Source organism: Nocardia sp. NPDC058666, from assembly GCF_042714895.1.
Lineage (GTDB): Bacteria > Actinomycetota > Actinomycetes > Mycobacteriales > Mycobacteriaceae > Nocardia.
This window is the reverse complement of sequence record NZ_JBHXRY010000019.1, coordinates 24,880-40,626: the sequence shown is the minus strand read 5'-3', so window position 1 is coordinate 40,626 and position 15,747 is coordinate 24,880. Positions and strand designations below refer to the sequence as shown.

Annotated in this window: 7 protein-coding genes; 2 read left to right on the top strand and 5 right to left on the bottom strand. The window is 63.2% G+C overall.

Going from position 1 to position 15,747, the window contains the following annotated elements; translation table 11 throughout:
* Positions 1–240: 240 nt before the first annotated feature.
* The 3 genes from ACFWVD_RS26470 to ACFWVD_RS26460 all read right to left on the bottom strand — a co-directional run bounded on the left by ACFWVD_RS26470 (position 241) and on the right by ACFWVD_RS26460 (position 2,968).
* Positions 241–1,863, bottom strand: a complete 1,623-nt coding sequence (locus ACFWVD_RS26470) for a fatty acyl-AMP ligase (protein WP_379247267.1) — start codon at positions 1,861–1,863, stop codon at positions 241–243.
* Between the two features lie 33 nt (positions 1,864–1,896).
* Positions 1,897–2,130: an acyl carrier protein gene (locus tag ACFWVD_RS26465; RefSeq protein ID WP_379247265.1), complete on the bottom strand. Its 234-nt coding sequence runs from the start codon at positions 2,128–2,130 to the stop codon at positions 1,897–1,899.
* An 88-nt stretch (positions 2,131–2,218) separates the two neighbouring features.
* Positions 2,219–2,968 carry a BTAD domain-containing putative transcriptional regulator gene (locus ACFWVD_RS26460; RefSeq protein WP_379247308.1) on the bottom strand — a complete coding sequence of 250 codons (750 nt, stop codon included), beginning with the start codon at positions 2,966–2,968 and terminating at the stop codon, positions 2,219–2,221.
* A gap of 230 nt (positions 2,969–3,198) precedes the next feature.
* Here ACFWVD_RS26460 and ACFWVD_RS26455 point away from each other — a divergent pair, with 230 nt between their 5' ends.
* A complete protein-coding gene (locus tag ACFWVD_RS26455) occupies positions 3,199–3,459 on the top strand; it encodes a hypothetical protein (protein WP_379247263.1) in 261 nt (86 codons plus the stop codon).
* A 205-nt stretch (positions 3,460–3,664) separates the two neighbouring features.
* Here ACFWVD_RS26455 and ACFWVD_RS26450 read toward each other — a convergent pair whose 3' ends face one another.
* Both ACFWVD_RS26450 and ACFWVD_RS26445 read right to left on the bottom strand, forming a co-directional pair.
* Entirely contained in the window at positions 3,665–4,429 is a 765-nt protein-coding gene (locus tag ACFWVD_RS26450; RefSeq protein ID WP_379247261.1) for a helix-turn-helix domain-containing protein, read from the bottom strand.
* Between the two features lie 237 nt (positions 4,430–4,666).
* Positions 4,667–5,479: a hypothetical protein gene (locus tag ACFWVD_RS26445; RefSeq protein WP_379247259.1), complete on the bottom strand. Its 813-nt coding sequence runs from the start codon at positions 5,477–5,479 to the stop codon at positions 4,667–4,669.
* Positions 5,480–5,732: 253 nt separating this feature from the next.
* Here ACFWVD_RS26445 and ACFWVD_RS26440 point away from each other — a divergent pair, with 253 nt between their 5' ends.
* Complete coding sequence (locus ACFWVD_RS26440; RefSeq protein ID WP_379247257.1) at positions 5,733–15,746, top strand: amino acid adenylation domain-containing protein; 10,014 nt, start codon at positions 5,733–5,735, stop codon at positions 15,744–15,746.
* Position 15,747: the final 1 nt, after the last annotated feature.

Here is a 15,747-nt window from a genome sequence, read left to right as displayed (position 1 = left end):
GGTTCAGCGGCAGGATGAAGAGGCTGACTGCAGCGACACCCCGAAATCCCTCGCGGCCAACACAATTCAACTAACAGCAGCCAACTCGGCCACGATCAGTCAGATTCGGGCGGCCTCGTTGTTGTCGGCCCAGTCGAGCACACATCTGGTTGTATAACGGCATTTTCACGCCGCCGCTGCACTAATACTATCGACTGCGGTGTGACAGTCCAGGGAGGATGTCCAACAGCCAGCTTCGCGCTACGAGCGTGGGCCCGCCAGGAGGTCCCTGACTCGACCACGCTGCAGCTTGCCCGACGTTGTCTTCGGCACTGAACCAGCCGGGGCGACCAGAATACGTGCGGGTGCCACGCCAAGGGTTCGCAGAACCGCGGTGGCGATCGCGCGACGGAGTTGTTCCGCATCGTGGTCACTTACAGCAGTGGTCGTTTCGGCCATGACCGCGAAACGTTCGTTCGCAGTTCCGGCGTTGAGCGACACAGCAGCCACGTTTCCGCGGCGAACGCCCTCGACAGTTTCGACGGCGCGTTCGATGTCGGTGGGAAAGATGTTTCGTCCGGAGACGATGATGACGTCTTTGCGGCGGCCGCAGATCACTACTTCGCCGTGCTCAGTGAGGTAGCCGAGGTCGCCGGTGGACAACCAGCCCTGCGCGTCCTGGGCGTGCACTAGACCGTCGATCGTTATGTACTGTGCGGCAACGGATTCCCCGCGGATCTGGAACTCGCCCAGTTGTCTACAGTCGAGTTCGATGGCAGCCACGGTGCCAACGACGCGGACTTCGGTTCCGTCGACTGGCCCGCTGAGCAGCGCAAGACGCCGCCCGCTGGGATCGGGTACGGCGACAGCGTTGCGTTCGAGCGTGTCAGGATCGACTGTCTCAGAGGTGAGGCCAACGTGCCGCGGTGGCGCCGAGATGGTCAGGGTCGCTTCGGCCATGCCATACGCGCCGACGAGGGCCGTGTCGGGCCAGCCAAATCGGTCGGCTTCGGCTTGGAAACAGTCCATCGCCACACAATCCACGGGCTCGGCGCCGTTGACCGCGTAGCGCATGGACGAGAGGTCGTAGGCGGAGTCTTCCACCCGCGATAGTCGTTGGCCGAGCAGGGAATAGGCGAAGTTCGGTGCGGCGGTGAAGGTTCCGCGATGGCGGCTGATGAGCTCGGCCCACAACAACGGGCGAACAAGAAAGTCGGTGGGAGTGACGCTGATCAGGTCCATCCCCGTCATCATCGGCAGTGCCAGGAACGCGACCATTCCCATGTCGTGGTAGAGCGGCAGCCAGGAGACAGCTACCTGGTCGGGCTGGTCGAGGTCGAATCGCGCGACCATGGCCTTGATATTCGCGTGCAGGTTTTGGTGGGTGATAACTATCGCTTTAGGGGTGCCAGTCGACCCTGAAGAGAGCTGGAGCAACGCGGGGGCGGCGTCGTCGGGGTCCAACGGGTCAACCGCGGTGCCACTCGAGAGATCGCCGACACGCAGGACGCGAACGCCGTCGAACGGATCCTGATTGGAGTCGTCGACGACAACGCATTGGGCATCCAGCATCGACAACGTTGCCCCGGTCTGCTCTGCCCACTGCGCCTCGTTCGCGCGACTAGTCGGCGGTTGCAGCATGGTGAAGGCGGCTCGTCGCATCCACACCGCTTGAATCAGGGGTGCCACGTCGACGGGCGAGCTGACCAGGATTGCCACGCGCGACCCCGGACCCACACCTTCGAGAGCGAGGGCACCGGCAATAGCGCACGCCCGGTGCCGGATCTCGGCCCACGACCTACGCGTGGGCGAATTCGGTTCGCCCGTAACCATTCCCGTGTCGGTCGAGGCAGAATGGGCAAGAGCTTCGGTGAACCTACTCACGGTCTTGGGTGTAGTCCTCTATCGAGCTCGGCGTCAGCGAAGCGTGGTTTGCGCGAACTCGATCAGGCTGCCCAAGGTTTCGCACGCGCGTACCTGCTCATCAGGTAGTCGCGTACCAAGTCTCGCCTCGAATGCGGACTGCACGATGCGGTAGGCCAGTGAATCGAATCCCAGGTCCGCTACCAGATGCGAGTCTCGCGTGAACTGGTCGCGCGGGATTCGAAGGTCTTCGACAAGGACAAGGATCATCTGTTCTTCGATCTGCACGTCAATGGTTCTATCATGAGTCGGTTAAGCCAGACTGAAACATTATTAACCGTGATGACAATGTATTCATGCGCACTGGCGCATGGGCCTACATGGGCAGTACGCTCTCGAATTCCACCTGCGACCCTGCTACCGCATCCATAAATACTTCGGTTGTCGTGGCGCTGGGTGGTACCTCAAATTTTTCCCACAGCCGGGACCTGCAGAGTTCGTACCAGTATTTGACCTGGTCCAGCTCACGTCTGCGCGCATGGGTAACCATCATCGCGACGAAGGCACGCTCATCGGTGGGATCGAGCTCGAGCATCCTGCGGCCGTAATACATGACATCGGCTGCGTCATGGAGGCGGCAGGCGTCGCCGAGTAGGACCTCGAGAGCGTGCATTGCTTTGGAGCGCAACCACTCCCGATGTTCCTCCGCCCATGCTTCCGACCGACCTGGGATGAAATCGCCCTGGTAGGTGGACATCGCGTGGCGAAACATTGCCAGCGCGTCGTCGCGTGATCCCCGCCACGCCGCATCGCTTCCCTTGCGCCAAGTGCGTTCGAACTCTGAGGAATCGACCCTGACATCGCCGTCGTTGCGCAGAACGTACCCCCGAGCGCCGCCTTCAATAAGAAAGACCGTCCGATTCGCACCGAAATCGCGCGTGAGGTACTTGCGCAACGTATGGACCGCGACTTTTACCGATGAGGGACCAACCGATTTTCCGACGCTCAGCCACAACATTTCCTCGAGTTGAGTTTTCGAAATGTGTTTTCCTTCATTAGTCAAGAGGAGCGCTAAAAGTGAGGCAGACTGCGTCGATGTCCACGAAATTCCATGACCACTCGGCATTCGGAACTGATATTTCCCCAAGAGTTCGACAGATACTGCGTCCGAAACTGAAGCCGCGTGCATGGATTGGTCCCTTTTTCGTCAGAAATCGCACGACGACTGACTGTAGTGGCGTGCGGGCGGAGAGCCGCCGGGCCAATGGTAGCTACCAACCAGCACACCAGCGGTGTCACCGGTCACGCTGAGCGCCGCCACGAACGATGACACGCAGTACATCGGCCATTCGACTCGTGCACAACGTGACCATCCTTACGGCGGCGACGCGTGCAGAGGGGACGAGAACACCCCACGCAGGCGCGCGCACCGATCGGTTTGGCGGCGCCGGCCGCGATCACGTCGCGCAGTTCCTCGATCGTCGCGGCATCGCCGCGACAGACGACTCCGGCCATAATCACGCCGTCCGCTACGGCACCCTGATCTTCATTCCCGTGCGACGCCCCGGCATGCAGTGCCGCGCGCGCACAGGCCAGGAGTGTTTGGCGCGGGCATAGGTCATTACAGACCATCCGCGCGGCGACTGCGTCGGGATATTGGTACCACTGCCGGAGTTCTCCGACTTGGATAAATCCCGGTCGGCCTACGCAGGGTGGGGCCGTGGGCGCGAAGATTTCTGATGTATTCAATTGCGTACTCCAGTGAGAAGTCGAGCGCACTCAGCCCTACATGAGGTACTGAGCCAAGCAACGAGAATGGCGATTATGCGGCAGTGGTCACCGGAGGCTGCGGGAACGCGAGCGCGAGATGAACCATGTCGGGTCGCTCGGTCACCGGCCGGAACTGCATCACGACCTTCATCGGTCCCGAGGCCGTCCGAACATAGATCGGAGACTCAGCGGTGCGGTCGTAGGCCACACCTCGCTCGCGCCACAACCGATCGAAGTCTGCGTCGTCACCGAGCTCGGAGATCAAGACCCTGCCCCACTCGGGGTTGTCGAAATGCGCCATCAGACCGCGCATGAGAGCGGCGACCTGCGCCGCTTCGTCTTCCCAGTCGACCACGGTGCGACGGCCGGCATCGCTGAACAGCCAGCGCGCGACGTTACCTACGGTGCCGATGCCAGGGAAAAGCTCCTCGTAGCGCGGGGTCGACCCAAGGATGTCCCATCGCTCGTTCAAAAACGCTGCCGCGATGCCGCTCAGCTCCCGAAGTTGTTCCTGCTCGGCGGCGGTCAGGGACGCGGCGACTTCGCTCTTCGACCACGGCTTGGGGATGTGCATGCGGTTGAGGTCGCTGAGGTAGCGCCACTGAGTAGCTCCCGTCAGGGCGAGTCCGCTCGCGAGCGATCGCAGCGTCTGCTCGCTCGTATTCTTCTTTTCGCCGCTTTCAAGCTTGCGAATTAGGCTCACGCTGACATTGGCTCGCAAATCGAGCGCTGGGGCGGTCAGGCCTGCACGCTCCCGCGCCCAGGTCAGATGGTTGGCCAGCGTGGGCGCGTACAGTCCGATATCTTTTTTCGACATTCGATCTCCCAGGTGAGACAAGTTGAATGGGTTCTGATTTGATACGCCCGGAAGGGGCTCTGCGCCCGCGCCAATCACTTCCACGCCACAGATGCTCACAAGTGCTGGTGACAACCAATTTTCGCCAGCATGGCAAGTCGCAGGTAGACCTTGGTTATCTTAGCCACCCGAAACTTTCCAAGCAATTACCAAAATGTTGTATGCGGCAGCGGAATCATGGCCCGAGTCGAGCGCCGACTAGACCCCGAGAAGAGTCAGTACGTCGCGGAGGCGATAGCGCGCGGGTCCCGGCGACGGGGCTGAGATCGGTTCGAGTTTGCCCCGAGCCACCCACTGCCGCAACGTGGCAGGCTTCACCGTGGCACCGACGAAGCGAGGAAGTAGCTCAACGATCTCAGGGATCGAAGCTACGACCTCCGCCACTGTCGTCGCCAACGTCGACCGGCCGTTGTCGTACGGACGAGATCGACCACAGCGCGCGCAAATGACTGTTGACGTGCGGATATCGATGGCAAGAGGCTCACCGCACGGACAGGTGCCGACGCGGCGCTGGTCGCCTGGACTGTCGATGGCCGCCGTCGCCGCCAAGATCGCCTCGACCGCCAGAGTTAGCATTTCCGTGGGGATTTCGGGACAGTCGGGTACCGCGAGCAGTCGCCCACGTATGTAGATGGCCTGGGCAGCTGGCCCACGAGGGGCGAGGTCTGCAGACGCAGTTTCGACCGCAGACGCACATTGGTTCAAGATGTCGCAAAGATCGCGGGTCGCGTCCGACGCCAACACATTGAAAGGCAATGAGTTTTCGTTGGCGCCTGCCCGGATACGAACTCCGTAGCGCGCGCCGAAAGAATCTGACCGCGACAGCGTTGTGTCGAGTTCGGTGAGCAGCGCGGGAACCGAGTCGAGGCCGCGAACAGCGGCGGCAACGAGCTCCTGACGGAGTATGGGTGCGGGATCGCTTTCGTCCCCTGAAGGACGACTATGCGGCGACGTGGATGCCGCCGGAGTCTCGGTGAGAATTCTTCCCGACAAACCTGCGGGATGATGCATGTTCAAGTGGGTCCTTATTGACGCAGACCGGAGATCTTAGGTGGAGCCGTGCTCCCCGTGAAGTAAATATCTTCATCAAACCGTAAAGCAAGCGCCGAGCTGCCCACAAAGAGTGGCAGTTTTCGACTTGACAGCACCACAAACTAGTGATAACTGGCCATTAACCACCGGCTAACCCAGTGATGACTGGCTGTCGCTAGCGTGCGGCTGATCGGCCACCCTGCCGGTCTCCACGCATCTAGGAGCACGGCCGGTGTCTACCCCCAATCAGGCTGCATACGCGGCAGAGCCCATCGCCATTATCGGAACGGGTTGTCGCTACGGAGGTGGCGTGAACACCATCGACGCGATGTGGCGTTTCATGGTCGACGGTGCCGATGCCACCGTCGCGCTACCAACCAATCGAGGTTGGGATATCGCTCGGCTGATCGGCGACGCACGCCGACGGGGCACGGTCGCTACCGAGTTCGGCAGCTTCCTGGCCGATGCTGATGCCTTTGACGCCGACTTCTTCGGCATCAGTCCGCGCGAAGCGCTCGCGATGGACCCCCAGCAACGCCTGCTGCTGGAGACGTCATGGGAAGCGATCGAGGGGGCCGGAGTCTCCGCGGACGCGCTGGTGGGATCTGACACCGGCGTCTACTTCGGGGTCATTCAGCAGGAATACGGTCCGCGCCTGGCCGATCTCGAACTCTGTCGCGGCTATCTCGACACCGGCACGACTGCCAGTGTCGCGAGTGGTCGGGTCGCCTACGCACTCGGGCTGCGCGGACCTGCTCTCAGCATTGACACGGCCTGCTCCTCCTCGCTGGTCGCGATTCATACAGCCGCCCAAGCGCTGCGCGCGGGCGAGTGCAACTTGGCTCTAGCCGGAGGCGCGACCGTGCACGCCTCCCCCAGCATCATGGTCGGGTTCTCGCTGATGCGCGTGCTTGCCGATGACGGCCGCACTCGCCCGTTCTCCGCGGGTGCGGCCGGGTTCGGGCTCGGCGAGGGCGCCGGTGTTGTTCTCATGGCGCGACTGTCGGACGCGATCCGCGATCGCCGCCCTGTCCTCGCTGTCCTGCGCGGCAGTGCCGTTGTCTCCGACGGGGCGTCGGCAACGCTGACGATGCCCAGCCAGGCTGCACAGGAAACCGCCATCGCCCGCGCCCTGCGCGGCGCCGGGCTGACCGCCGCCGACATCGATGCTGTGGAAGCGCACGGCACCGGAACTGTGACCGGCGACCCGATCGAGATCGCCGCACTCGCGCGGGCATACGGAGTCCACCGCGAGCCCGGACACCCGCTGTTGATCGGGTCACTGAAGGGCAACTTCGGCCATACCCAGGCCGCGTCCGGGGTCGCTGGGGTGATCAAGATGGTCGAGTCCATCCGTCGCGGCATGCTCCCACCGACGGCACATTTCCGCCAGGGCAGCGCGATCACGCATCCAGACAGTCTGCGGGTCCTCGACACCGTCACCCCATGGCCAAGTGGTGCGAACCCGCGCAGGGGCGGTGTGTCGGCCAACGGGATCTCTGGGGTGAACTGCCATCTCATCCTCGAGCAGGCGCCCTCCGCACTCCCTTCACCTGGGATCGGTCGTCCGGTGCCGATCGTCGTCACCGGCAAAACCGATGCCGCAATGCGCGCGAACGCGGCCCGTCTGGCGGCCCACTTGCGTGCCAAGCCTGATGTGGCGCCGACGGACGTCGCGCACACGATGACGTTCGGCCGCTCGCAATTCCAGCATCGAGCTGTCGTGGTCGGCCGCGACACTGTTCAACTCGCCCAACGCCTCGATCTCATCGCCGACGACGTACTCGGCCAACAGGCCACGATGCCCAGGACATCCGGCGCCGTCCTTGTCTTTCCCGGCCAGGGATCGCAGTGGGCGTCCATGGCGCAAGAGCTGCTCGCAACCTCGCCGATCTTCTACGATGCGGTCAAGGAGTGCTCGAACGCTTTCGCTGAATTCCTTGACTGGTCGGTGCTGGACGTTCTACGTGAACAGCCGGACGCGGCAGACCTCGACCGGGTCGAGGTCACCCAACCGGTGCTGTTCACGGTCATGGTCGGGCTGGCTCGGGTGTGGGAGTCACTGGGCGTCACGCCGAGTGCGGTGATCGGACATTCCCAGGGCGAAGTCGCCGCAGCGCATATCGCGGGAATTCTCGATCTACGCGACGCCACAATGACGATCGCGCGCCGCGGTGCGGTGATGTCGGCGATCACCGGCCGCGGTGCGATGGTCTCGCTGCCTTTGTCACTCACTGCGGCGACAGCTTTGGTGACACCCTATGGCTTGGGCATCGCGTGCGTGAATGGGCCAGAGTCCACCGTTGTCTCAGGGTCAAGCGCCGCTATCGAGGCCTTGCTGGCCGAATGCGCGGACAAACACATCGACGCACGGGTTGTGCCGGTGCCGATGCCGTCGCATTCAACACACGTCGACGAACTCATTGACCCGATCCGCGCTGCACTCGCCTCGCTCTCACCGCGCGACTCGACTATCACCTATTTCTCGCCTGTGACCGGAAATGCTGTCGCCGGCAGTGACCTGGTCGCCGATTACTGGTTCGCCAACGCGCGGCAGACGGTGCGCTTCGACCTCGCGGTCGCCGCCGCGTACCGCGCCGGACATCGCGTGTTCATAGAAGTGAGCCCCCACCCCGTCCTGGCCGCAGGGATCAACGAGATCATCAACGCCGACGCCGACGCCGAGCCAGTGCTCGCCATCGGCACGCTCAAACGCGATCACGGCGGCATCGACAAAATGCTCCTCAGCGCCGCCGAGCTCTACCGCGCAGGCGTGGACATCGACTGGGCCGACTACCTGACCCACTGCGGTGGCTCGGCTGTCATACTTCCGACGTATCCCTTTGATCGCAAACGCTTTTGGATGATGCCCGATGACGGTGTCGCCAGGCTCAATGTCCGCTCCTGGGACGGTAGCTCTCGGCATGTACCGGCAGCCGAGTACACCGTCGTGGAGCGGCCGTCGGATCACACGACCCTGAACCAGGTGCGTTCGGTGGTCGCGCAGATTCTGGGTTATACCCCGGCGGCGACACTCGATGTCGACCGTTCCTTCAAGTCCCTCGGTGTCGATTCCCTAGCGGCAGTCAATATCCGGACGCGGCTGCGCGCCGCACTCGGTGTCGAGGTGCGCGTTCGCGACATGAGCGAGTACCCCACGCCCACTGCGCTGGCGACCTACCTCGATTCGGCGAATGCCAACCCGGTACACCACGTCGGAAAGGCAAATGCGGCGCCGACGCCACAGGACTGGCCGCTGATGCCCTACCAAACAGACCTGGTGGCTGCCGGTGCGCTGCTTCCTGACCGTCCGGTTGTGCAGTCGTTGCAGCACCTACGCATCATCGGCGCGACCGACGTCGATCGCCTCGCGTCGGGAATCCGCGACCTCTATCGCCGCCACGACGCGCTCCGAATCGAACTCACCGACACCGTCGCACCGAGGCAACGCTTGCGGACGGTTCCTGAACACATCGAGTTCGTCGACTTCACCGACCACCCACATCCTCGAGCGGCATTCGCAGCCTGGATCGGCGACCTCGCCGAAGCTGCGTTGCCAGCCGATGGACCGCTCACCGAATTCGCCATCGCGCGGGACCGTAGCGACTCACTCGTCGTGGTGCTCCGGTTCCACCATGCGGCACTCGACGGATGGTCAGTTTCCCTAGTGGTTAGCGAGTTGATCGGCGGCTACTTCGGCACCACGCACGGACTCACACCCACAACAAGCTATCTGGCAGCCATCGATGACTGGCAGGCCTACCGTGAATCTGCCGCCTATCACAGCGATCTCGAAGCTTTGACCACTCGGTTCGCTGCCCTCTCCCCCGCGCTGTTCACGCGCAAGACCCTGGCGCCCCGGTCTGCGATCGGTCGACACAATCTGCGTTTGAGCGCGAATGACGTGGCACCGACGCTGCGGGCCGGGTCACTCGTCGCACGCGTTGTCACCGCGATCGGGGTCTACCTCAACCGCGTGCATCCGGTCGGCGACAGCATCGTGGGTGTCACCCTGCTCAACCGTGACTCCGCCGCAACGCTGACAACGGTTGGCGAATTCGCCAATATTCTGCCCGTTCACATCGCACTTGCCTCATTCGCGACGGTCGGCGACCTCGTTGACGATGTCGCTCACCAATTACACGATCTGCAAGATCGACAACGGCTTCCCTATGGAGACCTCGCTCGCGCAGTGCGGACCGCCTCGCCCGAGACGACAGCGCTGTTCGATGTGCGACTGACCTATAACAAATTCCCCACCGACCAGCACTTCGCGGCCATCCGTGACGACGTCACCACGGTGACCGCAGGCTACGCGATGGACGCGGTAAACATCATCGTCAACGAGTACGCATACGACGGCACCGTCGACGTCGACGTATTTTACGCCGGCGACGTTTTCGACACCCACCTGTCGATCACAGACGCCGTCGGCGCGGTCCTGTCCACCATCGCCACCACTATCAGCACTCCCCACGCTCCTGTCACCGTACTGGGCGCACCGAACCGCCGGGATACCCATGCGCTCAACATGTTCGAACAAGGAACGGTAGTCGGACTCGCCCCCAACGACACTCTCGCAAGCCTGACCGATCAGGCAGTGCGTACCTATTCCGAACGCACCGCGCTTCGCACGATGTCGGCCGCGGGAGAACCTGAGCAGTGCAGTTACGCCGAGTTCGGGCGTCGAGTACACAACCTCGCCGCCACTCTGCAGGAAAAAGGTGTAGCAGCAGGAGAATTCGTTGTGGTCGTGCTGCGTCGAACTGCGGAGCTCGTCGTCGCCGTCCACGCGGTACAGGCCGCGGGCTGTGCCTACGTGCCGATCTCACCCGACTATCCCGTCGCACGAATCAAGCAATTGATCACTGACAGCGGTGCACGATTCGTCATCACCGACGCTGCCCTCGTCACCGACGTGAATGAAATAGCTGAGGTGGTCTCACCCTCGCCCACCCGAGACCGGGCGCATCTCCCATCAGTTGCGGTCGAACCCGACGACCTCGCCTACATGATCTACACCTCGGGAACGACCGGACGCCCCAAAGGCGTCATGGTCGAACACCGAGCCGCCGTCAACCGGCTGCAGTGGATGCAACGCCGATACCAGCTGACCCGCGATGATGTTGTCTTGCACAAGACTCCATTCACCTTTGACGTGTCGGTATGGGAGCTGATATGGCCGCTGCACGCCGGAGCGCAAATGTCTATTCTGCCCGACAACGCCCACACTGACCCGCGCAAAATTGTCGACACCATTGCTCGCGACGGGGTCACCGTCCTCCATTTCGTGCCATCGATGTTCGATGCCTTCCTCGATGAAGTAGCACGTCACCGAACCCCCATACTGCGTTCGCTACGCCTGATCGTGTGCAGCGGCGAGGCGCTGCAAGCTGCCTCAGTCCGCAGATTCGGTGAGCTGTTCAGCCAGTTAGGGCTAGGAAAGACACTGCTCGCTAACCTGTACGGACCTACCGAGGCCACCGTCGACGTGTCCTCCTTCGAGGTCACCGCTGACATGGCGACATCGATCGACGTCGTTCCGATCGGCACGCCGATCGACAACATCGAACTCCTCGTCCTGGATCGGACCGGACGACGAGCCCCGCTCGGCGCACCGGGAGAGCTCAACATCGTCGGCGTCGGTCTGGCGCGCGGCTACCACGAGCGCCCCATCGAATCCGCTGCTGCCTTCGTTGACGACGACACCGTTGCCGGCGGCCGCCGATACCGGACCGGCGACTGGGTTCGCTGGCGCGCTGACGGAAATCTCGAGTATCTCGGCCGGTTCGACGACCAAGTCAAGATTCGTGGCAATCGCATCGCCCTGGGTGAGGTCCGCGCCGTACTCGCCGCAGCGCCAGACGTGAGCGCTGCGGCCGTGTTCAACGAACCGAATGCCAACGGGGACAACGGCCTGGTCGGCTACTACCGAGGCTCAGCAAATACTGCTGCGGTCGAACAGTTCTTGCGCGACCGTCTTCCCGCGTTCGCTATCCCGGTTCTGGTGCCCGTGACGTCTATCCCCGTCACCCACAACGGCAAAGCTGACCGTGCAGCACTATCGCGGCTCCGACGCGACCTGCCTCCGCTGCGTCAAATGACCGCGCCCACCACCGAGACCGAGGTCCTGCTGGCCGACGCCTGGCACGAGGTGATGGGTGCGCGACCTTCCGACCTCGACACTGACTTCTTCGGTGCCGGCGGAGATTCACTTCAGATCTTGCGACTGCGCGCCGCGATCGAAAGCCGTCACTTGTCCATCGATCTCGAGCAACTCGCTGATCAACCAACGATTCGGCACTGGGCCCGTCTCGTCGAACACCAGACTGTCACCGCTCCGGCAGCTGCGTTGCCGACGCGACTTGGCCTCGTTCCGATCACTGATCGCGCGATCCTCGCCCACTCCGAGGACGCGTTCCCAGCATCGTCGATGCAACTGGGAATGCTGTATCACGCTCTGCAAGAACGCCATTCGAGCAAGTACAAGGACGTCTTCCGCTACCAGCTGACGATGCCATGGAAGCCGGAAGCCTTCGCCGAGGCCACCGAAAGCATCACTGCGCGCCATCCGGCGCTGCGATCGAGTTTTGATCTGGTCAGCTATAGCCAGCCCGTGCAGATCGTGCGTCGACAAGTCCCGACGCCGTTAGTGATTGTCGATGAGCTCGTCGACGATCACGCCGAGACAATGCGGACCTACCCCTACGACATCACCGCAGCTCCGCTGTGGCGACTCCGTGTATGCCCCGGCGCTGGCGACGCCGTATCCATCACGTTCAGCTTCCACCACGCGATCCTCGATGGGTGGAGCGCGGCCACCGTGATCTCCGAGCTCCTCCAGACCTACCTGTACGAAATCGGCCAAGTCCCCGCGCCTTCCGACCTGACACCCTCTCCCACGACACCCCTCTCGGAATTCGTTCGCGCTCAGCAGGACTGCATCGCCGACGGCGCGGCGCAACGGTATTGGCGCTCGTACCTCACCGGCGCCGTCCCGTCGAGGCTCGAGTCGGCGCTGGCGCATGAGCCCGTTCGGGCTACCGGGACAACCACCACGACAGCGACCTTGCCGCGCTGGTTCGCCGACGGCCTGTTCGCAGTCACCGCGCAACGCGGCATTCCAGCGAAGAGCGTGCTGCTGACCGCGCACTGCTGGGCCATGGGTCACCTCACGGGCACCGACGAACTGGTCACCGGCATGGTGACCCACGCGCGCCCGGCCATGCCGGGGATCGAGTCCGTCGCGGGAATGTTCCTCAACACCGTTCCCGTCCGGTTCACGCGGTCGGTGACCACGTGGGACCAGGCAGTCCACCAGGTTCGCACTGCGGAGGCCACCGCTCGGCCACATCGGCGATACCCGCTGCAGGCGATCCTCGATCAGCACGGCGACCTATTCGACACTGCCTTCAACTACGTCAACTACCGGCAAGTCAGCGAACTACTTGACACTGACGCGATCACGTTGGACGCGTTCACTGCCTACGAGGAGACCAGCTTCGCGCTGATGGTGACCGCCGCGGTCCACCCCGCCAGTCACCAACTTCAGCTCAATCTCGGCGCGGCGCCTAATGGGGTGACCGAGCGGCAACGCCACGACTACGTCCGCGCCTTCACTCACGCATTAGGGACCATTCTGCGGGAACCAGGTTGCGCACCAACCAATTTCGCGACTACCAACGTGATGGAGCGTTTCGACCATGCGTGCGCGCTCTTCCCTGACGCCGTCGCATTGGCTGATGACCACGGGAACTGGACGTATGCGGACCTGGCCGCACACGTTGACCAAGCGCGCCTACAGCTACACCGACGCGGTGTGCAGCGCGGGCACCGCATCGCACTGAGGATGAGTCGTTCCCGGGAACAGATCGCGGTCTTGCTAGCCACACTTCGAGCGGGCGCGGCCGCAGTCCCGATCGACCCCGATTCCCCGCAGTCGCGGAGCACGGCGATGCTCGCCATCGCCGGACCCGAGTTCATCATCGACGACCACGACGGCCACGCCCTCATCACACCAACGACGGACCACCACGACTCATCACTTCCACCGGCACTGTCGCCCAGCGACCTGGCCTACGTTCTGTTCACCTCCGGGTCAACGGGCGAGCCCAAGGGCGTAGCGATGCACCACCACGGACTGGCGAATCTTGAATCAACCCAACGCAATTCCACTGGCGTTGGCCGCTGCACAGCGCAACTCGCGCCGCTGACGTTCGACGTGTCGTTCCAGGAGATCTTCTCCACCTTGTGCAGTGGCGCGACATTACGACTCATGTCGACCCAGCAGCGCACCGACCCTCGCCAGCTACTGCGGGTATTGACGAGCGAACAGGTCGACCGCGTTTTCCTGCCCTTTGTGGCGCTGCAGTCCCTGGCTGCCGCCGCCAAGGCTACCCAGACCTACCCCGTTGGCCTGATGACGATCGTGTCCTCAGGCGAACAGCTCAGGATCACCGACGAAATCCGCGAGTTATGCGCCGCCAACCCCGCGGTCACTCTCGACAACCAGTACGGCCCGACGGAAACCCATGTCGCACTGAGCAATCTGCTCCACGGATGTGCTGCGGAGTACCCCACACAACCGGCTATCGGCCAGCCGATCGCCGGACTGGATGTCCACATTCTCGACGATCAGCTCAGGCCCGTGCACGCGAACGCTACCGGCGAGATCTATCTGACCGGACTAGGTGTCGCACGGGGATACCTCAACCGGCCCGGCCTGACCGCGCAGCGGTTTCTCGCCGCCCCGCGCGGCACCGTGATGTATCGCACCGGTGACCTCGCGGTTCGTTCGCCCGAGGGGGACGTCCGTATGGTCGGCCGTGTCGATGGCCAAGTCAAGATTCGCGGGTTCCGCGTCGAGACCGCCGAGGTAGAAGCAGCACTGGCAGTCAGCGCGCCCACCGCTACACATCACGCTGTCGTGACGCGAGCCGTCCCTGACGGGCAGACCATCCTCGAAGCCTTTCTGGCCGGCACCGTAGCCGGGACCGACCTCGTCAGCATTCAGGCCTCGCTTCGCGCACAGTTGCCGCACTACATGGTCCCCGCTCGAATCCATGTCATCGACGCTTTGCCACGCACCGCAAGCGGTAAACGCGACGACCGGCGGCTGCGTGAACTGGCCGCCGCCGACATTGCTCCCGCCGAAGCGCCCACCCAGCCCGACAGTCTGACCAAGCGGGTTGCCGAAGCGTTCACCGCCGCGGTGGGCGTGGGCGAGTTCGGGCCCGACACCGACTTCTTCGCCGGCGGCGGCAATTCCATTGCAGCACTGCATATCGCGCTCTCCGTTCAACGCCAGTTCGGCGTGGAGATCGGGCTCGACCAATTCCTGGTCGCACCGACTCCGGCGCACATCGCCGCCTTGATCAGCGCCAAACACAGTGGTGTGCAACCTGATTCGGTCAGCGCGACGTTGTTACGCGAGGGTACCGGCCATCCTCTGTTCCTGGTCCACCCCATCGGCGGAAGCATCATGCCCTACGTTGCCCTGGCACAACGACTGCCCGGCGAGCGTCCCGTCTATGGCCTCCAAGCGCCTGGTTTCACTCCAGACAGCCAACCACTCGACACTGTCGAAGCACTCGCTGAAAACTATGTGCGCGCCATCCGCTCCGTGCAGCCGTCCGGACCCTATCTGCTTGGCGGCTGGTCGTTCGGTGGATACATCGTCTACGAGATGGCACGCCAGCTGGGTGCGCCCGAGGTCAGCCAGCTGATCATGATCGACACGATCGTCGCCGATGCCACCGCGGACCTGCCGGTCACCGAGCCCGAACTCATCCGCTGGTTCTTCATGGACCTCATGTGGGGAGCCAACCCCACCACCAGCGACTTCCTCAACAGCGAAGATCTCTCCGCGACCACCGATCCCGACGCACTGTTCACGGCGATCGTCGCTGAGGCCACCACCGCGGGACTGCTCCCCGACCGCGACGCCGAACGCATCGTTCAGCGCATGTATGCGGTGTTCCGCGCCCATGTGCTCGCCGCGGCCCGCTACACCATCCAACCGACCCCGATCCCGATAGTCCTGGTCAAAGCCACCGATCCACTCCCGGCGACCCTCGCGGCCGTGCACCGAACACTGGGTAGCCACTCCGACAGCCCTACCAACGGTTGGCGCGCCTTCACTCCATCCGTCCACACAATCGAAGTCCCCGGCAACCACCTCACCGTGATGACCGATCCTCATCTGGACCACCTCGCCGCCGAACTACACGCCGCACTGACGGTCTGAC

Coding starts and splice junctions, on each gene's coding strand:
- ACFWVD_RS26460 (WP_379247308.1), bottom strand. CDS start 2,968: ATGCCGAGTGGTCATGGAATTTCGTGGACATCGACGCAGTCTGCCTCA.
- ACFWVD_RS26450 (WP_379247261.1), bottom strand. CDS start 4,429: ATGTCGAAAAAAGATATCGGACTGTACGCGCCCACGCTGGCCAACCAT.
- ACFWVD_RS26445 (WP_379247259.1), bottom strand. CDS start 5,479: ATGCATCATCCCGCAGGTTTGTCGGGAAGAATTCTCACCGAGACTCCG.